This is a genomic window from Sporobacter termitidis DSM 10068, from assembly GCF_900130065.1.
GTDB lineage: Bacteria > Bacillota > Clostridia > Oscillospirales > Oscillospiraceae > Sporobacter > Sporobacter termitidis.
This window is the reverse complement of sequence record NZ_FQXV01000011.1, coordinates 1-26863: the sequence shown is the minus strand read 5'-3', so window position 1 is coordinate 26863 and position 26863 is coordinate 1. Positions and strand designations below refer to the sequence as shown.

Sequence of the window (26863 nt, the reverse complement as noted above, 5' to 3'; positions counted from 1 at the left end):
ACCGCCTTTTTTTGTCAATAATTATAGCGGATTTTTGTCTGGCGCTCAGCAGAACGGGAAAAATGACGATAAATATTACCGTTATCAGGATCACCGCCCCAAAAATGCCTGTGGAGTGAATGTATGAAGAAAAGTTATGGCTGGCTGCGCTACGGCGTACAGACGGCTTTGATTATTATCGCCGCGGCTGCTCTTGCCGCTTCGCATCGGTCCTTCGCCGGGCCGGTTGCTTTTTCCGGCGAGGCGCACCTGGCGCTCGTTATCCTTATCGTCTTCGGTGCCGTCACCGTTATCCTGAACATCCTCTTTGACAGAAGGGACTTCCGGCTGATCCGGCACGAGCGGGAGGAGGATATCCTGGCGCTGCAGGAGAAGGCGCAGACCGACGCCCTCACGGGCCTCCTCAACAGGGAGGCGGCCATCGAGCAGATCACGCAGTTCCTGAAGGCCGAGGGGCGGCTCCACAGCCACACGCTGCTCATCGTCGATCTCGACAATTTCAAAAGCATCAACGACAGCTTCGGCCATTTCGAGGGCGACAAGGTCCTCAAGACGCTGGCGGCCAAAATCAGGGACGTCTTCCGGAGCGGGGATATCGTCGGCCGGCTGGGCGGCGACGAGTTCATCATCCTGATGAAGCGCACGGTGCCGGGTACCGCCGTTTGCGGCAAGGCCCGCCAGCTGCAGGCGGCGCTGGAGTATATCACGAGCGGCGGCGGCGTGTCGGTCACGGTGACCGGCAGCATCGGCATCGCCTTCTATAACGGCGACGGGAAAGCCTTTGAGACGCTGTACAAGGAGGCCGACGAAGCGCTCTATAAGGCAAAGCTGAGCGGGAAGAACAGGTACCGCTGCTACGGGGGGGCCGAAGAGGCACACCCCGGGGGGGACCAGCCGGACCCGGCGCTCTGCGAGAGCAGCGCCACCATCCAGCTGCAGGCCCTGATCGACAATATCGACGGCGGCATCATGCTGCTGGAAGCCGGCAGCGAGCTCCGCGCCATTTTTTTGAGCCACAGCTTCGTCAACCAGATGAACCTGAGCTACAGCGGCATAAAGCAGGCCGACAACAGGATATTTGATTTAATCCATCAGGACGACATCGCCCCGGTGGAAGCGCAGCTGCGGCAGGGCGCCGCCTCCTGGAAGCCGGTGGAGGCCGTGTTCCGGCGGCAGAAGGATAACGGCAGGATCAGCTGGTATCACCTGCGCGCCGTCCGCATCCAGTATGAAAGCAGCCCGTATCCCGTCCTGCTGGCCATCGTGACCGACGTGACCAATCTGAAGGAGACGGCGCTGAACTATCAGGCCCAGAAGAAGCAGCTGGAGACGGTCCTGAGAATCAGCCGGGTGGTGACGTTCGAGGTCGACATCGCCAGCCGCACGCTGACCGTCACGGACCCGACCGTCGTCAAATACGGCATCGATACGCACGTCATCGAGAATATGCCGGAGGCGCTGATCGCGGGCGGCGCGATTCATCCCGACTCCGTGGACGAGTGCCGGAGGATGTACGAGGAGATTTATGCCGGCGTTCCCGAGGGCAGCGCCGTTATCCGAACGCTGAAGCGGGACGGGCAGTATACGATCGAGCGGTTTACCTATTTTATGGTTTTTGACGAAAGCGGCCGGCCCGTCAAGGCCGTCGGTGTGGACGAGAGCCTGGAAATGCGCTCGGATACAAGGATGCGCGTGGAGCTTTTGGAGCGCCAGTTCCGCTTCCATTCGGACAGCATGCTCCTGGTCGTCAAGGTCACGCTGCGGGACGACAGCTACACGCTGCTCAAGGCCGACGCTTCGGGCCTGGAGGAGGCCGCAAAGGCGCGGACGTTTACGGAGTTTCTGGAGCTTGTCCTCGGCAAAGTCGTCGGCGGCGATGTCCGCGGCTACCTGAGGCGGACTTATGGCGTTAGCGGCCTGCAAAAGAGCTTTAACGAGGGCAAGGCCATTCTCAGCGACGAATATTTCGTCGGCGGCCCGGCCGGCGCGATTTACTGCCACGCCATCACCGCCGGGCAGTACGTCAGCCAGATGGACGGCGACGTGTATGCCTTTATCCGCGTCCGGGACGTGACCCGCCGGAAACAGCTGGAGGAGGAGCTGCAGGTGACGCCGGAGCGCGATCCGAAAACGCTGCTGTATTATCCGGAAGCCCTGCGCCGTATGGCGGACGCGCTGGCGCTCAAGGAGGACAGGGCGCTGCCGTACGCCGTCGTGCTGCTCTCCATGGACAATTATGAGACGATGCTGGAGCTGTACGGCAGCCTGATGATGAACGAGCTCCTGGTGGGTTTTTACGGAAAAATCAAAATGATCGTCTACAGCGAGCATTTTGTCAGCCACGACGGGAAGGGGACGATGCTCATCCTGATCCCCGAGGTCTACTCCGGCGCCTGGCTGCGCCAGCTGATGGAAAAGACGATCAGGCTGCTGAAAAATCCGGCCTTTTTCCAGCGCCACGAGGAGCAGTTTGCCGAATACCGGTGCGGCGTCGCCGTCTCCGGCGACGGAGCGGTTCCCTTCGACAGGCTTTCCGCCGGAGCGCTGGAGGCGCTCCACGCCGCCGACGGCGTGAACGACATTAAATTCTGGAAGGCTGACGCGCCTATTTGAAAAAGAGCCGGACGGAGAGCGAGGCCATGATGAATCCCGCCAGGTCGGCGCACAGGGCGGCCGGGATGGCGTAGCGCGTCTTTTTGATCTTGGCGGCGCCGAAATAGACGGCGATGATGTAAAAGGTCGTTTCCGTCGAGCCCAGCATAACGGCGGCGGTGCGGCCGATGAGGGAATCGGGGCCGTATCTGCCGATGATCTCGCTGCCGACGGCCAGTGCCCCGCTGCCGCTGATCGGGCGGATCATAAACAGCGCGGCCGTCTCCGGCGGAATCCCCAGCAGCGAAAAAAACGGCCGGCAGAGGCTCGTCAGCGCGTCGAGGGCGCCGGACGCGCGCAGCATATACACGCCCGTCAGGAGCGCCACCAGCGCCGGGAGGATATTCATCATGACCTTAAGGCCATCAAAGGCACCCGTGGTCAGCGCGTCGAAGACGTCCACCTTTCGGGCCAGCGCAAAGACGGCGACCGAGCCGAGAATGGCGGGGACGACGAGGGAAAAGACGAAGTCCATGTCACTTCCCCCAGAATCTTTTCAGGATTTTGGCGGCAATGATGCCCGCGGCGACAGAGCACACGGACGAGACCCACACGGCGGGCAGGATATCGAAAGGCTTTGCCGACCCGGCGGCGGCCCGGAGCGCGGCCACCGTGGCCGGGATCAGCTGGATGGACGCCGTGTTGATGACCACCAGCATGCACAGATCGTCGGTGGCCACGCCGCCCTCCGCCTTCCTGGCCATCTCCGTGGCGGCCTTGATCCCCAGCGGTGTGGCGGCGTTGCCAAGCCCGAGCAGATTTGCCGAGACGTTGGCGGAAACGGCCTCCATGGCGTCCTTATTGTTGGAGGAATCAGGGAAGAGCCGCCGGAGCAGCGGGAGGAAAAGCGTCTTCAGGCCGCCTGCCAGGCCGCTCCGCCGCATGACCTCCATCACGCCCGTCCACAGGCAGGTGACCCCGCAGATCCCGATGCAGAGCTTGACGGCCGCCCCCGCGCCGTCCAGCGCCGCTTTTCCAACGGCGTCGATGTTGCCGCTTAAAAGACCGAAGACAACCGAAAAAGCGACCATGATTGTCCAAATCCAAGCCAGAGCCATATGACGCCTCCATTCCCACTTCAGGATGAGTATATATAAAAATATATCGTATTTTGAGGTAGAAAATGATAAAATGTGCCAGAATTTATTAAACCATTTAAAACGACAGCGATTGACAATTACGGACATATGTGGTATTGTAAAACCACCAATTTTGGTATAGGTAGGAGAAAATTGAGTATTAACGAAGAAAGGAAGCGGTTGCATTGAAGTCAACAGGTATCGTGAGGAAAGTCGATGAGCTCGGGCGCATCGTCTTACCAATCGAACTGCGCCGCACATTGGACATTGCTGAGAAGGATTCACTAGAAATCTATGTAGATGAATCGGCAATAGTACTTAAAAAGTACGAGCCCGCATGTATCTTTTGCAGCAACGTGAAAGGCGTGACCAACTACAAGGGCAAGAACATTTGCGCTGCATGCATGAAGGAACTCAAGAAAAAGGCATAATAAGCAAAAGGTCCAGTTAATTTTTTTGCCCCTGTCCGTCAGGACAGGGGCGTTTTTTTGTATATATTCCGATTGTTCGGGCCTCAAAGGCCGCGTTGATAGATAAACGGATATTCGGGACCAGGGCGTCAATCGTCCCGGAGCGCCGCTTCGTATAAGGTGTTTTTCGGAAATCCGATCTCGGCGGCGCTTTTTTTGACGGCGTCCTTCAGGGACAGGCCGTCCCGGCGGTATCCGCGCACGGCGTCCAGCGCGTCCTCCAATGTGGCCCGGGCGCTGTCCGAAGCCGGCGCGCCCTCGATAACGAGAACGAACTCGCCTCTCGGCGGCGTGGCCTCGAAATGGGCGACGGCCGACTGGAGCGTCAGCCGGAGCGTCTCCTCGTGGATTTTCGTCATTTCCCTGGAAATGGAGATCCGCCGGTCGCCGAAGGTTTCCAGCATGTCCCGCAGCGTTGGAAGGAGCTTGTGGGGGGCCTCGTAAAATATCATCGTCCGCTTTTCGTCCTTGAGGGACCGCAGGTGCTCAAAGCGGCTTTTCTTGGCGGTGGAGAGAAAGCCCTCGAAGGTGAAGCGTCCCGTCGGCAGGGCCGACAGCGCCAGCGCCGTGACGGCGGCGCACGCGCCCGGTATGGCCGTCACCGTGACGCCGCTGTCGGCGCACAGCCGGACCAGTTCCTCGCCGGGGTCGCTGATGGCGGGCATCCCCGCGTCCGTGACAAGCGCGCAGCTCTCGCCGGAGAGGATGCGTTCCACGATCCGCGCGCCGCTTTCGGTTTGGTTGTGGGCGTAATAGCTGACGAGCGGCTTTTTCAGGCCAAGGTGATTGAGGAGCTTCAGCGTGACGCGCGTGTCCTCGGCGGCGACGAAGTCCGTGCCCGCCAGCACGTCGGCGGCACGCCTCGTGATATCGCCCAAGTTCCCGATCGGCGTTGCGACAAGATAGAGTGTTCCGCTCATAAGTCACCTCATTAAAATTTTCCCGCCCACCCGCCCAATAAAGGTATAGGGGGCTGCGCCCCCTATGACCCCTTGCAGGGGCTCCGCCCCTGAAACCCCGTGCGGGGCTGCGCCCCGGGCCCGTGAGGGCTGCGCTTTGGGATTTTACAGCATAGCAAGACCGTACCGCAACAGGCCGCCGAAGGCCGGTGAAAGAGGCTTCGCCCTTTGAGGCTTAGGCCGGTGACAGGATAACGAAAGACCATTTTCACTATGCATAACGTTTTTGTGTCGGCGAGGAGGATACATAAGGGGGAGGCGGCTTTGTTAAAAGCCTCCCTCTTATGCGTGTCTTTTGGTTACTTTTCTGCACGAGCAGAAAAGTGACCCTGCGGAGCTTCCCCGTCCCTCCGCCCACAGGCGGTTGGCATCTTTTCTGCAAATAGCAAGACCGTACCGCAGCAGGCCGTCGAAGGCCGGTAAAAGAGGCTTCGCCCTTTGAAGCTTAGGCGAGTGGCAGGATAACGAAAGACTATTCTTACCATGCATAACGTTTTTGTGTCGGCGAGGAGGATACATAAGGGGGAGGCGGCTTTGTTAAAAGCCTCCCTCTTATGCGTGTCTTTTGGTTACTTTTCTGCACGAGCAGAAAAGTGACCCTGCGGAGCTTCCCCGTCCCTCCGCCCACAGGCGGTTGGCATCCTTTCTGCAAATAGCAAGACCGTACCGCAGCAGGCCGTCGAAGGCCGGTAAAAGAGGCTTCGCCCTTTGAAGCTTAGGCGAGTGGCAGGATAACGAAAGACTATTCTTACCATGCATAACGTTTTTGTGTCGGCGAGGAGGATACATAAGGGGGAGGCGGCTTTGTTAAAAGCCTCCCTCTTATGCGTGTCTTTTGGTTACTTTTCTGCACGAGCAGAAAAGTGACCCTGCGGAGCTTCCCCGTCCCCTCCGCCCTCAGGCGGCAGTACTATTCCCGATGGTATATCCTTTTGACCTCCTCCGTATCATTGCCGGCAGAGTCCGTCAGTATGAGCGGGGGTTCGACGGTGAGGGAGGGGTTGCCGCCGCGGCGGCTCTCGATGAGGACGAGATTCGGCGCGCTGTCATGCCGGTACTGGACGAACCGGAGCCGTTTGGGCTCCAGGCCTTTTTCCGACAGGGTACGGATGACCTCGGCCAGTCGTTCCGGCTTGTGGACGAGGGCGAACCGGCCGCCCCAGCGGGTCAGGTACGCGGCGGCGGCGGCAATGTCGGCGAGAGTGCTCTCGCGTTCCTCCCGGGCCTTGGCCCGGCTCTCCTCCGGCGCGGACTTGCCGCTGCCGAGGGCGTAGTAGGGCGGGTTGGCCACCACAAGGTCGTAGGCCCCGGCCTCGAGGAATTCCCGGTGGCGCCGCAGGTCGCCGTCAATGATCGTCACCCTGTCGTCAAGGCTGCAGAGCTTCAGGTTTTCCCGGGCGAGCGCGGTCCATTCCGGCTGGATCTCCACGCCGTCCACCGTGAGTGCGTCGTCCTGCCAGGCCATGATGAGAGAGATGACGCCTGTCCCGCAGCCAAGGTCGCAGGCACGTTTTACCGGCCCCCCGGCGGCGAACCACGCCAGCAGAATGGAATCGGTGCCGGGGCGAAAGGATGCCTCATCATGGACAAAGGTGGGGCCGCCAGGCCACATTATATTGTAGTTCATGCTTCAGACCTCCGAGCAAAAAGTCTATATGCGTATAAAATCCGCATGAAAAAATGCTGCCTTTTGGAAAACGGCTATGGCTTCCGCCGCACAGCGTTTTCTAAACGACAGCATTTTCGTATGTATTCGAATTACTGGGAAATTGCGCTCATCGGGCAAACTTCCGAGCAGGAGCCGCAGTCGATGCACTTGGCGGCGTCGATTTCATACTGGGTCTCGCCCTGGGAAATGGCCTCGACAGGGCAGTTGGGAGCGCAGGCTCCGCAGGAAACGCAATCGCTGCTGATTTTATAAGCCATGAAAAATACCTCCATTTTATGTATCGGGGCCTCATTGTGAGGCAAACAGTAATCATGTGTATTTTACCATGAATACACTAAAAATCAATAGCATATTTATACAGGCCCGATGTTTAATTGACCGCTTTCGTTGTACATACTACATTTATATCGTGCGAAGCGTCACGGTCAATATGACAGGGAAGGCGGACGAGGATGGACAGAAAGGCGGGGGCGCACTCCTGGGACTACCCGGGACTAGACGGCGTCCCGAAAAGCAGGGAACATGAGGAGCGGTTTGCAAAGCGCGGCAAGCCGGAAGGTCAGATGATCAAGGATACGTCTGCGGCGGCGCAAAACAGCGTTGACGGGAGCAATACTGCGAAATGAGAAGATAAATCGACATAACGCCGGATATAGGCGGTATTCAGCGTGACTGAGCGGATGCTGACCATTGCGGTCTAATTCCCGGTGATGTAATATGAATTAAGGTCAAAGATAGTCAAAGTCAGTTACGTTGGAGGTGATGCGCCATGGGAATGAGCGATATTATCGCCGGATTCATCCATGACGCCCTGAATGATACGAACGGCTGCGCGGAGCTCCAGAGATCGGAGCTGGCCAATCGGTTCAAGTGCGTACCTAGCCAGATCAATTATGTGATTTCAACGCGTTTTTCGCCGGAGCACGGCTACATTGTCGAGAGCAGGCGGGGCGGCGGCGGATTTATCCGAATCACCCGCGTCAACATGGAACCGGAAAGGCTCATCATGCATACGGTCAATACCATCGGCGATGAAATCGATCTGAACACGGCGGCGGCGCTGACGGCGAATCTGCTTCAGGGCGACGCCATTGAGGAAGGCCAGGCGCGGCTTTTATTGGCCGCCATCGGCAACAACGCCCTCCGGCCCGTGCCCGTACCCCTGCGGGACGCCGTCCGGGCAGGCATCTATAAACAGATGCTGATCAACATTATATAACATATGGGGCAGAAGCGCCATCAGACTGAAAGGAGAATTGCCATGAAATGCGACAACTGCGGTAAAGAAGAAGTGAATTTTCACTATACATCGAATATTAACGGAAACATCACCGAAAAGCATCTCTGTGCGGAATGTGCCGGCAAGCTGGGCTATACCGGCAGGTCGCCCCTGCAGCCGGACGCCTCGTTTGAGGACACCTTTGCGGAGTTGTTCGGCGTGAGGCCGTCCGGGCGGATGTTCGGCGGCTACGGCATGGTGTTCCCGACGTTTATTATTCCGACGGTGGGGATGCTCGTGCCGAAGACCGGCGGCGACGCCGCGCCGGACGCACCGGAGGCGGGCGCCGGGATCAAGGTCGATATCGACGACGAGATGAAAAAACGCCGCGAAGTCAATATCCTGCGGGAGCAGATGCATCAGGCGGCGAAAGCGGAAGACTTTGAGAAGGCCGCCAGCCTGCGCGACAGCATAAAACAGCTGGAAAGCGGCATGAACTCATAAAATTGCCGGATATCGGCAATAAATGAATACACGGACGATTGATAGTGGCCGGCGCAAAAAACCGGCCACTCGGTATAACGGACTGGGAGGTTAACTCATGAGATTTGAAGACAGATTTACGGAGCGGGCAAAGAACGTCCTCGATTTGGCGCAGGCAGCCGCGGCGGAGCTGGGCCACGGTTACGTCGGCAGCGAGCACATTCTTTTGGGCCTCTCGCGGGAGGGCGGCGGCGTCGCGGCAAAGGTGCTGCGGGAGTCCGGCCTGGAGAGCCGCCTGATCCTCGATTTAATAGAAAAGAACATCGGCCGGGGCGGCTCGGGCGAAATCCCGCCCCAGGGCCTGACCCCGCGCGCCAAGCGCATTATCGAGCTGGCCGTCGCCGAGGCCAACAGGCTCGGACACAACTACATCGGCACGGAGCATCTTTTGATGGGCATCCTCCGCGAATACGACAGCGTGGCGGCAAAGCTGATCCTGACCACGGGCGTCGATCTCAACAGGATGTATACGGAGATACTCAACATCTTCGGCAGCAGTGAATATAAGCCGCGCCAGACGGCGGCCGTCGGCAAGACGAAGCGGACCGAGACGAAGACCCTCGACCAGTTTTCCCGCGACCTGACGGATATGGCGCGCAGCGGGGCCCTGGACCCGGTGATCGGGCGCGAGAACGAGATTCAGCGCGTCATCCAGATCCTCTCCCGCCGCACGAAAAACAATCCCGTCCTGATCGGCGAGCCCGGCGTCGGCAAAACGGCCATCGCCGAGGGGCTTGCCCAGCGCGTCCTCGCCGGCGACGTGCCGGAAATGCTCAAGGACAAACGCGTCGTCTCCCTGGACCTGACCGGCATGGTGGCCGGCACAAAGTACAGGGGCGACTTTGAGGAGCGCATCAAGGCGGCCATCGACGAGGTCATCAAAGCCGGCGACGTCGTCCTGTTTATCGACGAGCTGCATACGATCATCGGCGCGGGCGCCGCGGAGGGTGCCATCGACGCGGCCAATATCATCAAGCCCGCCCTGGGGCGCGGTGAAATCCAGGTCATCGGCGCCACCACGCTGAACGAATACAGAAAGCACGTGGAGAAGGACGCGGCGCTGGAGCGGCGTTTCCAGCCGGTCACGGTCAACGAGCCGACGCCGGAGGAATCCGTCCTGATCCTGAAGGGGCTGCGCGATAAATATGAAGCGCACCATAAGCTGAAGATCACCGACGAGGCCATCGAGGCCGCCGTCCAGATGTCCAGCCGTTATATCAATGACAGGTACCTGCCCGACAAGGCCATCGACCTCATTGACGAGGCGTCGTCCCGCGTCCGCATGGAAAACCTGAAGCTGCCGCCCGATCTCAAGGAGCTCGAGGCGAAGAAAGAGACGCTGGCCACCGAAAAGGAGGCCGCCGTCAAGAGCCAGGACTTCGAGCGCGCCGCGGCGATCCGCGACAAGGAGCGCCAGCTGGACGAGGAGATCGAAAAGGCCCGCAAGAACTGGGAGAGCATCCGCAGCGGGGCGCGCGGCAGCGTCGGCCCCGAGGACATTGCCGCCGTCGTCTCCGGCTGGACGGGAATCCCCGTCACCAGCATCACCCAGGACGAGAGCGAAAGGCTCCTCAAAATGGAGTCCGTGCTCCACGAGCGCGTGGTCGGCCAGGAGGAGGCCGTCTCCGCCGTGGCAAAAGCGCTCCGGCGCGGCCGCGTGGGTCTCAAGGACCCCAAGCGTCCCATCGGCTCGTTCCTGTTCCTGGGCCCCACGGGCGTGGGCAAGACGGAGCTCTGCAAGGCGCTGGCCGAGGCCATGTTCGGCGACGAAAACGCCATGCTGCGGGTGGATATGTCCGAGTATATGGAAAAGCACACCGTCTCCAAGCTGATCGGTTCCCCTCCGGGCTACGTCGGCTATGACGAGGGCGGGCAGCTGACCGAGAAGGTCCGCCGCCGTCCGTACTCGGTGCTCCTGTTCGACGAGATCGAAAAGGCCCATGAGGACGTGTTCAACATCATGCTCCAGATCATGGAGGACGGCATCCTGACCGATTCCCAGGGCCGCCGCGTGGACTTCAAGAACACGATCATCGTCATGACGTCGAACGTCGGCGCGCGCAACATCACCGACAAGCAGAAGCGGCTCGGCTTCGCGATGATCGGCCAGGACGAGGAAGCGTCCAAGTTTGAAAACATCAAAAGCGCCGTCCTGGAGGAGCTCAAGAGGACCTTCAAGCCGGAATTCCTGAACAGGGTCGACGAGACGATCGTCTTCCATCAGCTCAGCCGCGAGAATATCCGTGAGATCAGCGCCAAAATGCTGGAGACGGTGAAAGCCCGCGTCAGGACGATGGGCATCGATATGGCCGCCGACGACAAGGCCATCGACCTTCTGTCCGAAAAGGGCTTCGATCCCATTTACGGCGCCCGGCCTCTGCGCCGCGCCATCCAGAACGCCGTCGAGGACGGCGTTGCCGAGAAGATTCTGGAGGGCAGCATCAAGGCCGGCGACACGGTGACCGTCACCGCCGCCGACGGAAAGATCGAGCTCATCACAGATTCCGACAAAAAAGTACCGGCCGCAGCCGGCGTGTAAAACGGCAAAATCCCCGGCCGCCTGAGCATTTGCTCAGGCGGCTTTTTTGTGCGCTTTAGCCAGCTGGGTGAAAACTCTTGACGAAATGTTTGGCGGACCGTATATTGGAGTTAATATAGATATCATGCCAGCACATTGGAAAGGGAGTACCAGATATGCCAGATTTAGGCCAGATGCCAGGCTTCAAGCGCGGCGAGACAAATAATCGGTGGCACTACTTTTTTATACGGATCAAAATAAAGCTGGGAATGAAAAACCCCTATGAGGACAAAAGGCCGGTATTCTCGCCGGAGCTTCTCGGGGAAAAGGCGCAGGAGATGCGCGCGAGCAGGAGCCGGTGCGACCATTATCTTCTGCAGATGCGGTACCTTGTGGGAGACCTGGAGGATGCGTGGCAAAACGACATCCAGTCCTCCTTTGTCGCGGAGCTTGGGAGCATCCAGAATTCCGTTATGGACTATAACGAGCTCATCGGCGAATACGCCGCCCTGCTGGATTATGCGGCCCGGGAGCTGGGGGCAAATCCCGCGGCGATGGCAAAGCCCGCCGCCCCGGAGGAAGGGAACGCCGCGCCCGTGCGGCTCGAGCTGCCGGACCTCCCGGAGCCGAAACGCTCCCGGGACGACCGCCCGGCGGACGCGCGCTTCGGCGTACCGGGTATGATCAGCGCGGCCCCGGACAAGGACTTTATGTATTACGCCGGCCGGCTGCTTTCAAAGCTTGGGATCGGGCGGCGGGGCGGCGCGTCAAAGACAGAGGCGCTGATCCAGAGGCTGAAAAGCAGGGCGCTGGAGATGCGCTCCGCCATCACCCAGTATAATTTCCACGTCCGAAAAATGCAGTACATGGTCGAGAACCTGGAGACGATGTGGCAAAGCGCCGCCCAAACGTCACTGATCGAAGAACTGGGGCAAATGGAGAGCGCCGTCACGGATTTCTCCAATATCGCCGAAGAGTACGCCACGCTGCTGGATATGGCGGTGGAGGAGCTTGAGACAAATGTGATCGACGTCGACAAAGCTTCCGTTTTTTCGGGCGGGGAGGACGGCGCGGTCACTGTCGCCCTGTCCAACATTCCGTATCTGAAAAGCTCGCGCATCAACCTGAAGGCCTACGACCCCTATTTCGAACGCACCCAGGAGGGCGTCTCGACGGTGGTCACGGCTTCCCGCAAAAATGCCGAATACCTTTATAATGTCTACGAGGAACACATCGAGCTCGTCAAGTACATCGGGATGAAGCGCGCCGTCGAGGTCCCGGCCGAGCTGGACGGCCTGCCGGTGACCCATATCGGGCTGGACTGCTTTGCCATGGCCTGGCGCGTCCGTTTCACCAGCATCACGCTCCCGGAGTCCGTCACGACGATCTACCACGGCGCCTTTCGCGGCTGCTCGTACATACGGGAGGTAAAGCTGCCAAGGAGCCTCAAATACATCGGCAACTACGCCTTCGCTTTCATCAGCGACCTGGAGCATATCGACATACCGGAGGGCGTTGTCGCCCTCGGCATGGGGGCGTTCCGGAACTGCGAGAATCTCAGAGAAATCGTCATCCCCGACGCAACGCTCCGCATCGGCAACGACTGCTTCTATACCTGCAAGAATCTCAGGAACGCGGTGATCGGCAGCGGCGTCGTCGATATCGACGACTGGGCCTTCCGCCTGTGCGAGCACCTGGAGCGCGTTTCGATCGGCGAAAACGTCGTCAATATCGGCGAGAGCGCGTTTTACGACGACGTTCTCCTGACGCGGCTCGATATTCCCCGTAAGGTCGAAAAAATCGGCGCGCACGCGTTTTATCACCGCCGCGGCATGACGCTGGGCGTCGTGGAGGGCTCGGCGGCCGAGAAATATGCCGGGGAATATGAACTGAAACACGTGCCTGTTTGAGCGAAAAACGGGCTTGAGACCGGAAAATATGCCTAATGTGACGGAACTTTGGCAGGGAAGGTTGTAAAATCAATAAATACGGCGGAAAAAACATGTGTGATTTCGTAATTAAAATATATTGCTTATTACACAAAATCGCATATAATTAACTAAAATGCGGCCATTAACCTTGTGCGGCTTGATTTTTTGCGGAGCGCCGGCAAAACCCTTTCAATATCCGCAAGGGACCTGCGGAGCGCTGTATCCGCATTTTAGCCCGCGATGTGCGCTTGCGCCGGTGTTTTTTCCCCGGCGCGTTTAAAATGTCAGGCGGGAGGCAGCAAATGGACAAAGCAGGGACCGACGTTATTCTGATTTCCGGCTATGCGAAGCTGCCGGCCAACACCACCTCGGAGGAAGTATACAAGACGCTCGTTCTCGTGGTGCTGGTCGACATGACGCGCGGGGAGGTCGTCAACGCCGAGTGCTCCGTGGTGACGGACGTGACGAAAAGCTTTGTGGCCGGGATGATCATCGGTTATAATTTGAACGATGGCCCGGAAAAGCTGATTGCCAGATTCGATAAGCTCTATTACGGGCACGCCAAAAGAGCCATCGAAACCTCGCTTAAAATGGTTTTCGCCAAGTTCAAGGAGATCATGGCCGAACGCCAATAATACTCAGACGCTGTTTTATTCGGAGTGGACTTCAAAAAAGCTCTGATATCCGAGTGGAAGCCGGCTTGCCGCATCGCCTGCGCGATGCGGTCTGCCGGCTTTTTTATATATAAGATCAGAAGGAGAGGGAAAAATGTCTAAGAAAATCAAAATGAAGATCCCGTTTGTCCACTATAAGCTCGAGTCGCCGGAAATACTTCAGGCCGTTCTGCTTATCGCCGTGGGGCTCTCGGCGCTGCCGATCCTGAAGGAGAACTTCGGGCTCACCGACCCGCAGGCCTACGCCGCCGTTTTCGTCGCCGAAGCGCTCGGACTCCTGCACGTCCTGTTCGCCGACCCCGTCGTCCCCGGATGGATCGCCTCCGCGCTCCCGCTTATCACCGTGTTCCTGAGCGGCTATGCCACCGTCGATGTCGACCCCACCGCGCGTCTTGAGGCGATGATCGCGCTCCAGATCCTCGTGTCGCTGGTCTTTCTGATCCTCGGCATCACGGGCCTGGCGCATAAGATCATGAAGATCATCCCCGGCTCGCTGAAGGCCGGTATCCTGTTCGGCGTTTCGATCGCGGCTGTCGCCAAGGTTTTTGGCAAGGGCGGTTACGTCGAGGGGGCGCCGATCACGATCATCGTCAGCTGCGTCGTGGCGCTGGTGGTCGTTTTCTCCGTCGCTTATAAAAACGCGAGCGCCAAGAGCAAGGTGCTCAGGCAAATCGGCAAATACGGCATGCTCTCGAGCCTTGTGGTGGCGATGATCGTCGGTTTTGCCACCGGCGAGGTCCAGCTGCCGGTATTCACAAGCCGCATCATCACCCCGTTCGATTTCGCGGGCCTGTTCAGAACGGCCAGCCCGTTCTCAATCGGCTTTCCGTCGCTCCAGACCTTCATAACGCTGATCCCGATGGCGCTTGCCGTTTACATCATCGCCTTCGGCGATATCATCACGGCGGAAGCCGTCCTGCAGGAGGCGAAGGAAGCGCGCCCGGATGAGAAGCTCGACTTCAACTCCAACCGCACAAACGTCATTTCCGGCGTCAGAAACCTGATTTTAGCGCTCTTCATGCCGTATCCCCCGATGGCAGGTCCGCTGTGGGCCGCCGTTACCGTTTCCGTCGGCGAGCGCTATAAGGCCGGCAAGGAATCCATGAAGACCATGTTCGGCGGCGCGGGCTCCTTCAAGCTCGCCACGACGATCTGCGTTTTGATTTTCCCGATCGTCACGCTTTTAGGCCCCGTCCTTCATGTGGCGCTGGCCTGTACCTATATCATCCAGGCGTTTGCGTGCTCCTATATCGCCATTGACCAGGTCAAGGGCGATAAGATCGCGGCAGGCGTTGCCGGGCTCACCGGCGGCATTATCTACATGCTGAATCTGAACTGGGGCCTTGCTGTGGGCATCTTCTGCTTCATCACCATGGAAAACGGCGTCGCCAAAATGCTCGCCAACAGAAAAAAGTCATTGGCAGAGAAGAACACGCCAAACGAATAAAGAATAAGTTGACAAAAGTGGCTGTCTTAAAAAAGACAGCCACTTTTTTTCAGCTTTTGTCGCCGGGCTTGAAGATCAGCGCGAAGAGGTATCCGAAAAAGATGGCCGCGCAGATGCCGGCGGCGGCCGCCGTGAAGCCGCCGGTGAAAATGCCGAGGACGCCTTTTTCGTCGACGGCCTTCCGCACGCCCTCGGCCAGGACATTGCCAAAGCCGGTGAGGGGTACCGTCGCGCCGGCGCCGGCCCAGTCGACGAGCGGCTGATAGATCCCCACCGCGCCGAGAATGACGCCGGCCACGACGTACGACGTCAGGATGCGCGCCGGCGTCAGCTTTGTTTTGTCGATCAGGATCTGCCCGATGAGGCAGAACGCGCCGCCCACCAGAAACGCCTTGAGATATTCAAAGACAACGCTCATGAATGTCCGTCCTTTCCTACTTTTGTGTTGAGATGGCAATGGCGCAGCAGATGCTGGGGATGCTTTCGCCCTGCTGCGTCGAGGTGGGCGAGAGGAGGGCGCCTGTCGGCGCGAATAAAATCTTTTTCCAGCGCCCGTCCCGCATGCCGTTCAGCAGGTGCCCGCACAGGACGCTGGCAGAGCAGCCGCAGCCGGAGCCCCCGGCGTGGACGTCCTGCTCCTGCCGGGAGAAGATCATGAGCCCGCAGTCGTTGTAATTGTGCGAGATATCGACGCCGTCGTTTTTAAAGAAATCCACCAGGATTTCGGCGCCCATCGCGCCAAGGTCTCCCGTGACGATCAGGTCGTAGTCGGACGGCCGCAGCGCCAGGTCGTTGAAATGCGCGCTGATGGTGCTGTAGGCGGCGGGCGCCATCGCGGCGCCCATGTTGTTGGCGTCCTTGATGCCGGCATCGACGATTTTGCCGCACGTTATATGCTTCACGTACGGCCCCGGGCCCTCGGCGGTCAGAATGACGGCGCCGGAGCCGGTCACCGTCCACTGGGCCGTGGGCGTGCGCTGGCCGCCGTATTCCAGCGGAAAGCGGAACTGCCGCTCCGCGGTGCAGAAATGGGAGGATGTGATGGCCGCGGCGGTGTCGGCAAAGCCGCCGTCGATGGCCATGGAGGCCAGGGCCAGGCTCTCCGCCATCGTCGAGCAGGCGCCGAACAGTCCGAAAAACGGAATGCCCATGTCCCGCATGGAGAAGGTCGAGCCGATGCACTGGTTTAAGAGGTCGCCGGCAAATATAAATTCCAGGGCGGTCGGCGGCAGGTTCGCTTTTTCGAGCGCCTTTTGGAGCGCCATTTTCTGCATGGTGCTCTCCGCTTTTTCCCATGTCTTTTCCCCGAAATACGAATCCTCTATGATCGTGTCGAAGCTGTCGCGCAGCGGCCCTTCGCCCTCCTTTTTGCCGACGATGCAGGCCGAGGCCGCGATGGACGGCGGATTCGGGAAGCTGACGCTCTGACTTCCGACATGCTTTTTGCTCGTATTAAATCACCTCACGTTTGAGTCTGGCTTTAGGATTGACCTTTTTGCCTGATTTATGACGCAGCCGCGAAAACAGACGATTGTCCGCGCCGATAAGCTGTGATATACTGTATAAAATTACCGCATATGGGGGCCTTTTCATGAAAGTACTTCTGACAGGCGGCGCGGGCTATATCGGCTCGCATACGGCCGTGGAGCTTTTAAACGCCGGGTACGAGGTCGTCATTGCCGACAATTTCTCCAACAGTTCGCCGGAGACCGTCGGCAGGATCGAGAAAATCACGGGCAAAAATGTCTCGGTGTATCATGTCGATGTTGCTGATAAAAAAGGCCTCCGTACTGTTTTTGAAAAGGAACGGATCGGCGGCGTGATTCATTTTGCGGGCTACAAGGCCGTCGGCGAATCGGTCAAGGTGCCGCTGCGCTATTATCGCAATAATCTGGACTGCACACTGACGCTCCTTGAAACGATGGAACAATTCGGCGTCAACATCATCATCTTCAGCTCCTCGGCGACTGTTTACGGTCCGCTGAACGCCATTCCCTACGTCGAGACGATGGCGGCCGGCCCCTGCTCGAATCCTTACGGCAGCACAAAGCTGATGATCGAGCAGATCATTAAGGATGCGTCAGCCGCCCGGGGCGAGCTTTCGGCGGTGCTGCTGCGTTATTTCAATCCCGTGGGCGCGCACAGCAGCGGCCTGATCGGGGAAATGCCCAACGGTATACCGAACAACCTGATGCCGTATATCTCGCAGGTGGCCGTCGGAAAGTTTGAAAAACTCAACGTCTTCGGCAACGATTATCCCACCAGGGACGGTACCGGCATTAGGGACTACATCCACGTTGTCGACCTAGCGAAGGGGCATGTGGCGGCCCTTAAATATGGCGCGGCGTACCGGGGCGTCGAAGTGTTCAACCTCGGCACCGGTGTCGGCTACAGCGTCCTGGACATTGTGGGCGCGTTTGAGCGTGCTAACAAGATCAAAATACCGTATGCCATCGCCCCCCGGCGTGAGGGTGATTTACCGGAATATTATTCGGATTCTGCAAAGGCCTGCCGGCTTATGGGCTGGAAGGCCGAGCGCACATTGGAGGACATGTGCCGCGATGCGTGGAACTGGCAGAAAAATTGCCCACCCGCCCGCCCGATAGAAGTATAGGGGGCTCCGCCCCCTATGATCCCGGGTGGGGCTCCGCCCAGACCCCGTCGGGGCCGCGCTCCGGTATGAAAATGATAACCGCGCAGATTTTTTACATACCCCGGTGTCTGCCGTCATAGACTTAAAAAATAGGCTTTTCCCGGCTTGACGAAAAGCCCTGAAAGCACAGCATCCCCCGCCGGAGCGGGGGATGCGTTATAGGAAGGAGCGCCGGCAATGAAGGAAGAGATCAGAAAATTATTCAAAAAGCTCGGCGCCGACGTCTGCGGCATTGCGAATATCGACAGGTTCGGCGGCGCGCCCGCCGGGTTCCATCCCCGCGACATTTATCCGGAATGTCAGTCGGTCGCCGTCTTCGGCGTCGCCATACCGAGGGGCCTCTACGAGGCCGGCCCGAGGGTTATTTACAACCGCTTCAGCGCCATCACGAAAATCGAGCTGGACAGGATCGCGTATAACGCGTCGTTGGAGCTCGAGCGCAATTACGGCGGCGCGGCGGTACCGCTCCCGTCGGACGGCCCCTATGAGTACTGGGACGCCGAGAAGCTGGAGGGGCGCGGCCTCATCTCCATGCGGCACGCCGCCGCGCTGGCGGGCCTCGGCGCCTTCGGCAAAAGCGCGCTGCTGCTCAACGGGAAATACGGCAATACGCTCAATTTCGGCGCCGTCCTTCTGGAACTTGACCTGCCGTCGGACGACGATGCCGAAAGCATCTGTCTCGACGGCTGCCGCCGCTGCCTGGAGAGCTGTCCCGTCGGCGCGCTGGACGGCACCGGCGCCAATCAGAAGCTCTGCCGGCCCAATACATACTTCGAGAACGCCCGCGGCTTTGAGATCACAAACTGCAACAGTTGCCGCGCCGTCTGCCCGATGCGGTTCGGGATATAAAATTATAGCAAAAAGGGCATATACGGATTTACCGTATATGCCCTTTATTATGGTGTCGCTTGCTTAACCGTGATATGAGGCGGGCGGCGTCGCCCTCAACGTAAACTGCGTTCCGTGATACGGGTAATTTGATTCGTTGAAGCCGGTATAGGAATCAACCCACTCAAGATATTCCTGATAATTGTCCTGTGTTATGACGGCGACGGGGGTCTGAATCGTGGCGTATTTATCCCCGGCATTTTTGTTGACCCAATCGGGCCATAATGTCTCGGGGGTCGCTGTCCCTTCCATCAGCGCATACAGACCGCCGACAATCGGCTCTGCGTAGAGCGCCTGCGATGCGAACACAGAAGCCTTCCAGCTGCTGTTTTCGCCATTATCCCAATTATTGACCAGCGCGGCGCCGCCGACATCGATGATAACGCATCGGTCGCTCATGCCGCTGGCTGCGGCGGCTTTGGCGGCGCCGCTGGCATAATCGTCAAAGAAAGCGCAAATCAGCCAATACTTGATATTGGGGTTCATGGCGAAAATCGCCTCGGCGAGATTGTAACCGGTATCAGAATCGAGCGTACCCACAACACCGTCCGCAATGAAAAAGTGCGCGCTCTGCTCCGGGTAATATTGCTTCCAGACGCTCTGCGCGCCCGTCGTGCGCGCGTGGATGACCGGAACTATCGAGAAGTCCATGGAGAGCATGCCGATTTCAGAGGCTGCGGCGTTCGGCCACGTCTTTTTGGCATAGTCGATGACCCAGGAAGCCATTTGAACGCCCATCCTGGCGTTGTCAAAAACAACGGTCGGGTGAATGAGAGCGCCGCTGTCGTCCTGCGGGGCTGCCATACCGCTCATCCAGGGGATATTCAGCTCCTTCGTGATTTCTTCGATTCGTGGATAAAGCGAGAGGTCCGCGTCAAGCAGGAAACCGTCGATACCCTGGATGGCATAGGTCTGAAGGGTTTCTATGTAAAGGTCTAAATCCGCGTTGGCCGTCCAGTCGGTGTAGTCGCAGTTCATCCTGTCAGCCCAGTTGTTATACGATTTGCTCATCGCGTCGTATAAAGTGCCGCTCGAAATCATCAGATACACAATTTTATATCTGGGATGCTTCGTATAGTCTACGGTAGGGTCGAAGAAGCCGGCATTTGAGGTTTCGGCGCTGTAGGCCGCCGAGGTGTCCACGTCGATCGCGTTTGTGCCGGGATGATAAGTGACACCAAAATTTATAGCGGCGCCGATATCGCGCAGCTTGAAATAGTTGTAACCCCCGATTTGATAGGCGGTGAGGCTGATCTGATTGCCGTTGAGATAAATTTTTGATGTCGACGCCGCTGCCGGTTGGTTACCGGGGACACCGGCCGACAGCTCCCCGCCAACGGGCGTATAGGCTTTTCCCGGCGTCAGGGTAATCGCGTTATTTGCGCCGTCATAGCCAACGTCAAACTGCTTTCCGGTTCCGGTCAGAGCCTTGGCAATGTCGCGGAGCTTGAAATAGTTATAGCCGTCTACAGTATAGGCCTGAAAAGAAACTGAGGTACCGTTTATAAAGACTGCCGAATTCGTCGGGCTGACGGTTTTAGGGCTCTCCGCGGCATAAGCCGCTCCGCCGATACAAGAGAGGAGGAAGACAAAAGATAGGATCGCTCCGGTGATCTTTCTAAGTTTTTTCATTATTTCAGCCCCTTTGTCTAATTCTAAAATAAGGGATGCATGTAAAATTAATCTAATTATATCATTTAATTGCTGCTTTTCAAGAAAAAACAAAACCGCCCTATAATGATCGGGCGGTTTCCAAAGCTATGCAGATAAGTACTATTTCCTGTAGAACAGAATCCCCAGGCAGACGGGGCCGCAGTGGTTGGAGATGGCGCAGCCGGCCTGAGACTCGATGATCTCCTCAAAGGGGCCGAAGGACCGCACCGCCTTGATGACGGCGTCGCAGACCTCTTTCGGCACGCCCGAGGGGTGCGTTACAAAAATGCGCCGGTAATCGACATCGTCCCGGTCCTTCAGCCGGTCCGCCACATACTGGAGGATGACCTTGTCGAAGTTGCCGCGATATTTTTTGCCCACGTCCATTTTCCCGCCGACGACCTCGATACACGGCTTGAGCTTCAGGACGTTGGCGCCCAGCGCGGCCACGCCGGAGCAGCGCCCGCCCTTGTATAGGTATTTCAGCGTGTCGATGACGAAGCTGGCCTCGACCTTCGGCGCCAGCGCGTTTATTTTTTCAACGATCTGCGCCGGCGCCGCGCCGTTTTGCGCCATGATGGCCGCGTCCAGCACCAGATGGCCGCTGCCGGTGGACAGATTGAGCGTGTCCACAACATAGATGTTGTCGAATTCCGAGGCGGCGAGCTGTGCGTTTTGCAGGCAGCTGGAGATGCCGCTGCTGAGCGTAAAGTGGATGACGGCGTCGTATTCGGACGCCAGCGGCCTGAAAGCCTCCTGATAATCGCCCACGTTGATGGCGGCCGTATGGCAGACGCCGGCGCCGCTTTCGACGTATTCGAAAATATCCTCCGGCGTGATATCCACCCCGTCCTTGAAAGAGACGTCGCCCTTGATAATAGGGAGCGGGATGATCGTGATATCGTATTTGGAGACGATTTCTTTCGTTAAGTCGCAGGTGCTGTCCGATGTGATTTTAATACGCATGCTGCTGTCCCCCCAAAGCAATAGCGCATAGATACGACGCGCGCTTGCGGCGCTATTTCAGATAGCGTTCGTATATGCGTGTGACAGTTAAGGCAATTATAACCTGCCTCCCGGTCAGATGCAAGCCCCAGCGCTTATTCGCGCCACCCCAGGCAGTGCCCGACCGCCCTGCGCCAGCCGTCAAGGAGGCCGGTGCGCCGCGCCTCGTCCATATTGGGCTCAAACCGGTGCTCCATGCTCCACAGGCGCTTTATTTCGTCCAGGCCGCGCCACATGCCGACGGCGAGCCCGGCGAGATAGGCCGCCCCCAGCGCCGTCGTTTCGTAAACGCGCGGCCGGAGGACGTCTCTTCCCAGGAGATCGGCCTGAAACTGCATGAGAAAGGAGTTCTGGGACGCCCCGCCGTCGACGCTCAGGGCGTTCAGCGGCGTGCCGGTGTCGCGCTCCATGGCCGCGACCAGATCGTACGACTGATAGGCGATGGACTCCAGCGCCGCCCGGATGATGTGCTCCCGCTTCGTGCCGCGGGTCAGGCCGACGACGATCCCGCGGGCATACATGTCCCAGTAGGGCGCGCCGAGGCCCGTGAAGGCCGGGACGAGGTAGACGCCGCCGGTATCCCTGACCTTGCAGGCCAGAAACTCGGCGTCGGCGCTGTCGGAGAAAAACCGCATCTCGTCGCGGAGCCACTGGACCACCGCGCCGCCGGTAAAAACGCTGCCCTCCAGGGCATAGGCGATCTTCTCGCTGGCGCCCGCCGCGATCGTCGTGATGAGCCCGTTTCGGCTCACCACCGGCGTATCCCCCGTGTTCATCAGGAGGAAGCAGCCGGTGCCGTAGGTGTTTTTCGCTTCGCCCTCGTAAAAGCACGTCTGCCCGAACAGGGCGGCCTGTTGATCTCCGGCAACGCCCGCGATAGGGACGATCACGCCCTGCAGGGGGACATAGCCGTAGATGTGGCTCGACGGGTGCACCTCCGGCAGCATGTCCCGGGGGATGCCCTGAAGCTCCAGGAGCCTGTCGTCCCAACTCAGCGTGTGGATGTTGTAGAGCATCGTCCGGCTGGCGTTTGTGTAATCGGTGGCGTGGACCTGGCCGTTCGTCAGCTTCCAGATGAGCCAGGTGTCCACCGTGCCGAAGAGGAGCTCGCTGCGGGCCGCCTTGTCCCCAGCGCCCTCGACATTGTCGAGAATCCACTTTATTTTCGGCCCGGAAAAATAGGCGTCGGGCACAAGGCCGGTGGCTTCTCGGATGTAATCCCCGTGACCGTCCCGGACGAGGGCCGCCACGAGGTCCGACGTGCGCCGGCACTGCCACACAATGGCGTTGTACACGGGGCGCCCGGTCGTCCTGTCCCAGACCACCGCCGTCTCGCGCTGGTTCGTGATGCCGATGGCGGCGATTTCCCGGATGTCGATGCCGCTTTTGGTGACGGCCTCCATCATCACCGCGTACTGGGAGGCGTAAATCTCCATCGGGTCCTGTTCGACCCAGCCCTCCTGCGGGAATATCTGCTGAAGCTCGCGCTGCGCCATGGCGATAATGCTCTGCCGCTTGTCAAAAATGATGGCCCGCGAGCTCGTCGTGCCCTGGTCCAGGGCGAGGATGTACCTGTTCATGCAATGCTCCTTTGACGGCAGAATACGGCGTTGAAAACATGTTATATCGCCGCCGGGGCGATGTCAACAGGGCGCGGTTTGACATCTGGGGCGGGCGTGATATAATTAATACAATCTCAGAGAAAGGCGGGCGGCGGGATGAGAGCGCGGAATATCAGCAGAGTCGTTATCATAACGACGGTTCTGGCAACCTTCGTTTTATATCTGTGCGCCAGCGTTTCTAAAATTCTGCCGTTTCTGCTTGTCGCCGGTCTCGTTGCTTTTCTGGCCATGTGCGCAGCCCCGCGGTTCCGGTCTTTCGCGGCGATCATCCGCCGCACGCAGAAAACCGAATAGACCTCCGTCCGATACAGCAGCGCGCCATGGCACAGCCGTGGTTTGCCTGCTGTTTTTGATTTTCCAAAAAATCAACGGAGGAAAGACAATGGTCAATTTAAAAAATATCGAGTACGATTTAAAGCCGCTCGGTCAAATCGTACAGAAAATAAAGACAAACGATTATTCCCTGGCCGACGACGCGGCGCTCCGGCGCGCGGCGGAGGCGCTCCGGGCGCGCGCGGCACAGGGCGGGGAAGAGGCGGCGCTTCTGCCCGAGGCGTTTGCCTTCGTGGGCGAGGCGGCAAAGCGCGCGCTGGGGTTAACGCCCCACGACGTCCAGCTGATGGCCGCCGCCGCCATGGCGCGGGGAGACATCGTGGAGCTGGCCACCGGCGAGGGCAAAACGCTGGCGGCGGTCTTTGTCGCCGCGCTGAAGGCGCTGTACGGCAAAGGCGTGCATGTCTTGACCTTCAACGACTATCTCGCCGCCAGGGACGCGGCGTGGATGGCGCCCGTTTACGCGCGCCTTGGGCTGACCGTGGGGCACATCGCCGAGAGCATGGATCGGCGGGCGCGTCAGGCGGCGTACGGCGCCGATGTCACGTACCTCACCGCCAAGGAGGCGGGCTTTGACTATCTGCGCGGCTTCCTCGCGTTTGAGGCGGACGACGTGGTCCTCCGCGACTTCCGCTTTGCCGTTATCGACGAGGCGGACTCGATTTTGATCGACGAGGCGCGGATACCGCTCGTCATCGCCGGGGACGAGCCGTCCCAGGTGGAGATCGGAAAAAAGCTGTACGCCGCCGTGGCGCGGCTGCGGAGAGGCCGCCATTTTGCCGCCGACGAGAATGACAGCAACATCTATCTGGAGGACGAGGGCATCGCGTTCCTGGAGGAGCAGCTCGGGCTGGGCGACCTGTACGATGAGAAGAATCTGGAGCTCCTGTCCAAGCTCAACGTGCTCCTGCAGGCGGAATACCTGCTGAAAAGAGACGTGGACTATATCGTCAGAAACGGCGAGATACTCCTGGTGGACGAGTTCACGGGGCGCGTGGCGAAAAACCGCCAGTGGTCCGACGGCCTGCACGCCGCCGTGGAGCTCAAGGAGGGGCTGGCGCAGAAGACGCAGGGCCGGATCATGAACAGCATCACGCTCCAGAGCTTCCTGCGTCTGTATCCGGGCTTTTGCGGTATGACGGGCACGGCCCGTCCGGCCGCCGCGGAGTTTTTAAAGTTCTACGACAAAAGCGTCACCGTCATCCCGCCCCACAGGACGTGCGTCCGCGCCGACCACCCGGACGTTATCTTTACGCACCGGGCGGCCAAATACCGGGCGGTCGCCGGGGAGGTCAAAAAGGCGCACCGTGCCGGAAGGCCGGTGCTCGTCGGTACGGGCAGCATTGAGGAATCAGAGCGCCTGGCCGGCGTACTGCGGCCCGACATTCCGGAAATTGCCGTCCTGAACGCCAAAAACGACGCGGAGGAGGCGCTGATCATCACCGATGCCGGCCGCCTCGGCGCCGTGACCATCTCCACGAACATGGCGGGCCGGGGCGTCGATATCCGGCTCGGCGGCAGCCGGGGCGAGGATTACGACAAGGTCTGCGCATTGGGCGGACTCTATGTGATCGGGACGAACAGGCATGAGAGCGTCCGGGTCGACGACCAGCTGCGAGGCCGGGCCGGCCGGCAGGGCGACCCCGGCGACAGCCGCTTTTTCGTCAGCCTGGAAGACGAGCTCGTCGTCAAATACGGCCTCATAGACCGCATCCCGGCGAAATACAAAAGCATAAAACAGGAGGAGCCGCTGGACAACCCCGCGTTCGCCAGGGCGATCCTCCGCACCCAGAAATATGTCGAGGCGCAGACGTTTGACGCCAAGACGACGCTGTTCAAGTATGCTCAGATCGTGGAGGACCAGCGGCGGCTCGTGCACAAAAAGCGCGACGACATCCTCTTCGGCCGCGCCGCGCTGTCGATCCTGGAGCGGGACGACCCCGACGGATACCGCCGGCTGCTCGCGCAGGTTTCCCCGGAGGAGTTCCGGCGCGCGCAGAAGCAGATCGCGCTCTACGCGGTGAACCAGTGCTGGTCCGACCATCTGCTGTACGTCGAAAGTCTCCGGGACGAGATATTCATGCTGGGCAAGGTGCGGGGAGACCCGCTGACGCATTATAATGAAAGGCTGATAGAGGGCTTCGAGCTGCTGGAGAAAAACATCCGCGCCGCCGTGCTCCGCGCTTTCGGGGCCGTCGCCGTCCGGGACGGCAGGATCGATCTTCTGGAGATGGGGATCAAGGGCCCCACCTCCACCAGGACCTATCTCGTGCACGACGGCACCGAGCAGATGAACCTCTTCGGCGCCGTCGGCGAGATCGCCGCTTCCGCCTGGTCGGCGCCGCTCTACCTGCTGAACATGCTGTTTGAAAGCTGGAAAAGAAAGCGCAAATCATAATCCCCCGAATAAACAAAAAATCCGCTCGGCACCGAGCGGATTTTTGTTTATGTTTTCTTACTGCGCCAGGTCCTCGTAGACCGAGACGCATTTGCGGTCTTTGCTCATGTGCTCGAAGCGGACCTTGCCGTCGATGAGAGCGAAGAGCGTATCGTCGCTGCCCTTGCCGACGTTTGTGCCGGGATGGATCTTTGTGCCGCGCTGGCGGACAAGGATGTTGCCGGCCAGGACGAACTGCCCGTCGGCGCGCTTCGGCCCGAGGCGCTTGGACGAACTGTCGCGGCCGTTCTTGGTGGAACCGACGCCTTTTTTATGTGCCATGACTTACACCTCCAGAAATAGTGTCTTTAAGTCAAGATCCCTTACACGGAGATCTTTTCAATCTGAACCTTAGTGTAGGGCTGTCTGTGGCCCTGCTTCCTGCGGTAGTTTTTCTTCGCGTGCATCTTGTAGACGATGATTTTCCTTGACCTGCCGTTTTTGACGATGCTGCCCGTGACGGTCGCACCGGCCACCGTCGGCGTGCCGAAGTTGGAAACCCCGTCGCCCACAACGGCGAGAACCTTGTCAAACGTGACCTTTTCCTGCGCCTCCTGGGGAAGCTTTTCGATAAAAATAACGTCGCCCTCGCTGACGCGGTACTGCTTGCCGCCCGTTTCGATAATTGCCTGTGTCATACTCTTTCACCTCTGACTGTAGAGACTCGCTCTCGGGGCGGAAACAATGTTTCACTTTGAGCCCGTTCAAAGCGGCCTGTTAAGTTTATCATCCTATAATAAGGATGTCAATAAGAATATACAATATGTACAAATAAAAGGTGTAGGATTGTCAAACATATTGGACAGTCAAGTAGACAAGAACTCAAGCGGAGATTTGTAATGAAGCGGGCGCATGGGGATAGAATTAGAGCGACGAAGATGGACAGCAAGTTGAGCGGAAAAATCTTGGAAAGAATAGAAGCTGTGGGATGAGTAGAAGCGCTTCTGATCCTCACGATGGCTGCGTTCGACCTTGCCGTTGTGACGTGGCGTATAGGGGCGGATGAGTTTGTGCCGGATGCCCAAGTCGGCAGCAGTTTTCTCAAAAAGGGTAGGAAGGTTTTTCTTAGTCTGAGAGAATCTATTGGTAAACTCGAATCCGTTATCCGTCT

General features: G+C 58.8%; 26 protein-coding genes. 13 read left to right on the top strand and 13 right to left on the bottom strand.

The annotated features are described in order from the left end of the window. Nucleotides 1-123 precede the first annotated feature (123 nt). Complete coding sequence (locus BUB60_RS14220; RefSeq protein ID WP_073080356.1) at nt 124-2613, top strand: diguanylate cyclase domain-containing protein; 2490 nt, start codon at nt 124-126, stop codon at nt 2611-2613. Here BUB60_RS14220 and BUB60_RS14215 read toward each other — a convergent pair. Both BUB60_RS14215 and BUB60_RS14210 read right to left on the bottom strand, forming a co-directional pair. Then, the gene (locus tag BUB60_RS14215) at nt 2606-3127 is read right to left on the bottom strand and encodes a spore maturation protein (protein ID WP_073080354.1); all 522 of its coding nucleotides are present in this window, start codon (nt 3125-3127) and stop codon (nt 2606-2608) included. The genes BUB60_RS14220 and BUB60_RS14215 overlap by 8 nt on opposite strands. Before the next feature lies 1 nt (nt 3128). After that, complete coding sequence (locus BUB60_RS14210) at nt 3129-3710, bottom strand: spore maturation protein A (protein ID WP_073080351.1); 582 nt, start codon at nt 3708-3710, stop codon at nt 3129-3131. Nucleotides 3711-3916: 206 nt separating this feature from the next. Here BUB60_RS14210 and BUB60_RS14205 point away from each other — a divergent pair, with 206 nt between their 5' ends. Next, the gene (locus BUB60_RS14205; RefSeq protein ID WP_073080348.1) at nt 3917-4162 is read left to right on the top strand and encodes an AbrB/MazE/SpoVT family DNA-binding domain-containing protein; all 246 of its coding nucleotides are present in this window, start codon (nt 3917-3919) and stop codon (nt 4160-4162) included. A 128-nt stretch (nt 4163-4290) separates the two neighbouring features. Here BUB60_RS14205 and rsmI read toward each other — a convergent pair whose 3' ends face one another. From rsmI to BUB60_RS14190, 3 genes are all read right to left on the bottom strand, one after another. After that, on the bottom strand, nt 4291-5121 hold the full coding sequence (rsmI, locus tag BUB60_RS14200; RefSeq protein WP_073080345.1) for a 16S rRNA (cytidine(1402)-2'-O)-methyltransferase: 831 nt from the start codon (nt 5119-5121) through the stop codon (nt 4291-4293). Nucleotides 5122-6070: 949 nt separating this feature from the next. Beyond that, entirely contained in the window at nt 6071-6787 is a 717-nt protein-coding gene (locus BUB60_RS14195; RefSeq protein WP_073080343.1) for a tRNA1(Val) (adenine(37)-N6)-methyltransferase, read from the bottom strand. 131 nt (nt 6788-6918) lie between these two features. Beyond that, nucleotides 6919-7086: a DUF362 domain-containing protein gene (locus BUB60_RS14190; protein ID WP_073080340.1), complete on the bottom strand. Its 168-nt coding sequence runs from the start codon at nt 7084-7086 to the stop codon at nt 6919-6921. A 195-nt stretch (nt 7087-7281) separates the two neighbouring features. Here BUB60_RS14190 and BUB60_RS20205 point away from each other — a divergent pair, with 195 nt between their 5' ends. From BUB60_RS20205 to BUB60_RS14160, 7 genes are all read left to right on the top strand, one after another. Continuing rightward, entirely contained in the window at nt 7282-7455 is a 174-nt protein-coding gene (locus tag BUB60_RS20205) for a hypothetical protein (protein WP_159435431.1), read from the top strand. 143 nt (nt 7456-7598) lie between these two features. Next, on the top strand, nt 7599-8048 hold the full coding sequence (locus BUB60_RS14185; RefSeq protein WP_073080337.1) for a CtsR family transcriptional regulator: 450 nt from the start codon (nt 7599-7601) through the stop codon (nt 8046-8048). Between the two features lie 42 nt (nt 8049-8090). Beyond that, entirely contained in the window at nt 8091-8552 is a 462-nt protein-coding gene (locus tag BUB60_RS14180; RefSeq protein ID WP_073080335.1) for a UvrB/UvrC motif-containing protein, read from the top strand. A 97-nt stretch (nt 8553-8649) separates the two neighbouring features. Further along, entirely contained in the window at nt 8650-11130 is a 2481-nt protein-coding gene (locus BUB60_RS14175) for an ATP-dependent Clp protease ATP-binding subunit (RefSeq protein WP_073080333.1), read from the top strand. 155 nt (nt 11131-11285) lie between these two features. Continuing rightward, entirely contained in the window at nt 11286-13019 is a 1734-nt protein-coding gene (locus BUB60_RS14170; RefSeq protein ID WP_073080331.1) for a leucine-rich repeat domain-containing protein, read from the top strand. A gap of 323 nt (nt 13020-13342) precedes the next feature. Beyond that, nucleotides 13343-13675: a DUF3870 domain-containing protein gene (locus tag BUB60_RS14165; RefSeq protein ID WP_073080329.1), complete on the top strand. Its 333-nt coding sequence runs from the start codon at nt 13343-13345 to the stop codon at nt 13673-13675. 133 nt (nt 13676-13808) lie between these two features. After that, nucleotides 13809-15161 carry a hypothetical protein gene (locus BUB60_RS14160; protein WP_073080326.1) on the top strand — a complete coding sequence of 451 codons (1353 nt, stop codon included), beginning with the start codon at nt 13809-13811 and terminating at the stop codon, nt 15159-15161. 49 nt (nt 15162-15210) lie between these two features. Here the strand turns inward: BUB60_RS14160 and spoVAE are convergent, their stop codons facing one another. Together spoVAE and spoVAD are read right to left on the bottom strand one after the other, a co-directional pair. After that, entirely contained in the window at nt 15211-15579 is a 369-nt protein-coding gene (spoVAE, locus tag BUB60_RS14155) for a stage V sporulation protein AE (protein ID WP_073080324.1), read from the bottom strand. A 16-nt stretch (nt 15580-15595) separates the two neighbouring features. Next, entirely contained in the window at nt 15596-16558 is a 963-nt protein-coding gene (spoVAD, locus tag BUB60_RS14150; protein WP_242941220.1) for a stage V sporulation protein AD, read from the bottom strand. Between the two features lie 194 nt (nt 16559-16752). Here spoVAD and galE point away from each other — a divergent pair, with 194 nt between their 5' ends. Both galE and BUB60_RS14140 read left to right on the top strand, forming a co-directional pair. Continuing rightward, entirely contained in the window at nt 16753-17775 is a 1023-nt protein-coding gene (galE, locus tag BUB60_RS14145) for a UDP-glucose 4-epimerase GalE (RefSeq protein ID WP_073080322.1), read from the top strand. Nucleotides 17776-17991: 216 nt separating this feature from the next. Next, nucleotides 17992-18663 (top strand): epoxyqueuosine reductase, encoded by a 672-nt coding sequence (locus BUB60_RS14140; protein ID WP_073080319.1) that lies wholly within the window; start codon nt 17992-17994, stop codon nt 18661-18663. 63 nt (nt 18664-18726) lie between these two features. Here the strand turns inward: BUB60_RS14140 and BUB60_RS14135 are convergent, their stop codons facing one another. The 3 genes from BUB60_RS14135 to glpK all read right to left on the bottom strand — a co-directional run bounded on the left by BUB60_RS14135 (nt 18727) and on the right by glpK (nt 22940). Continuing rightward, a complete protein-coding gene (locus BUB60_RS14135; protein WP_073080317.1) occupies nt 18727-20334 on the bottom strand; it encodes a type 1 periplasmic-binding domain-containing protein in 1608 nt (535 codons plus the stop codon). Between the two features lie 141 nt (nt 20335-20475). Continuing rightward, nucleotides 20476-21321 (bottom strand): DegV family protein, encoded by an 846-nt coding sequence (locus tag BUB60_RS14130; protein WP_073080315.1) that lies wholly within the window; start codon nt 21319-21321, stop codon nt 20476-20478. Between the two features lie 134 nt (nt 21322-21455). After that, entirely contained in the window at nt 21456-22940 is a 1485-nt protein-coding gene (gene glpK / locus BUB60_RS14125) for a glycerol kinase GlpK (RefSeq protein ID WP_073080313.1), read from the bottom strand. Nucleotides 22941-23078: 138 nt separating this feature from the next. Here glpK and BUB60_RS14120 point away from each other — a divergent pair, with 138 nt between their 5' ends. Together BUB60_RS14120 and secA2 are read left to right on the top strand one after the other, a co-directional pair. Continuing rightward, the gene (locus BUB60_RS14120; RefSeq protein ID WP_073080310.1) at nt 23079-23276 is read left to right on the top strand and encodes a hypothetical protein; all 198 of its coding nucleotides are present in this window, start codon (nt 23079-23081) and stop codon (nt 23274-23276) included. A gap of 37 nt (nt 23277-23313) precedes the next feature. Continuing rightward, nucleotides 23314-25713, top strand: coding sequence for an accessory Sec system translocase SecA2 (secA2, locus tag BUB60_RS14115; RefSeq protein WP_278277519.1), 2400 nt, complete (start codon nt 23314-23316; stop codon nt 25711-25713). A 57-nt stretch (nt 25714-25770) separates the two neighbouring features. Here secA2 and rpmA read toward each other — a convergent pair whose 3' ends face one another. From rpmA to BUB60_RS14100, 3 genes are all read right to left on the bottom strand, one after another. Continuing rightward, nucleotides 25771-26034 carry a 50S ribosomal protein L27 gene (gene rpmA, locus BUB60_RS14110; protein WP_073080296.1) on the bottom strand — a complete coding sequence of 88 codons (264 nt, stop codon included), beginning with the start codon at nt 26032-26034 and terminating at the stop codon, nt 25771-25773. A 41-nt stretch (nt 26035-26075) separates the two neighbouring features. Beyond that, nucleotides 26076-26390 carry a 50S ribosomal protein L21 gene (rplU, locus tag BUB60_RS14105; RefSeq protein WP_073080294.1) on the bottom strand — a complete coding sequence of 105 codons (315 nt, stop codon included), beginning with the start codon at nt 26388-26390 and terminating at the stop codon, nt 26076-26078. Between the two features lie 168 nt (nt 26391-26558). Then, the coding region (locus BUB60_RS14100; RefSeq protein ID WP_143162368.1) for an integrase core domain-containing protein at nt 26559-26863 on the bottom strand (305 nt) is incomplete at its 5' end.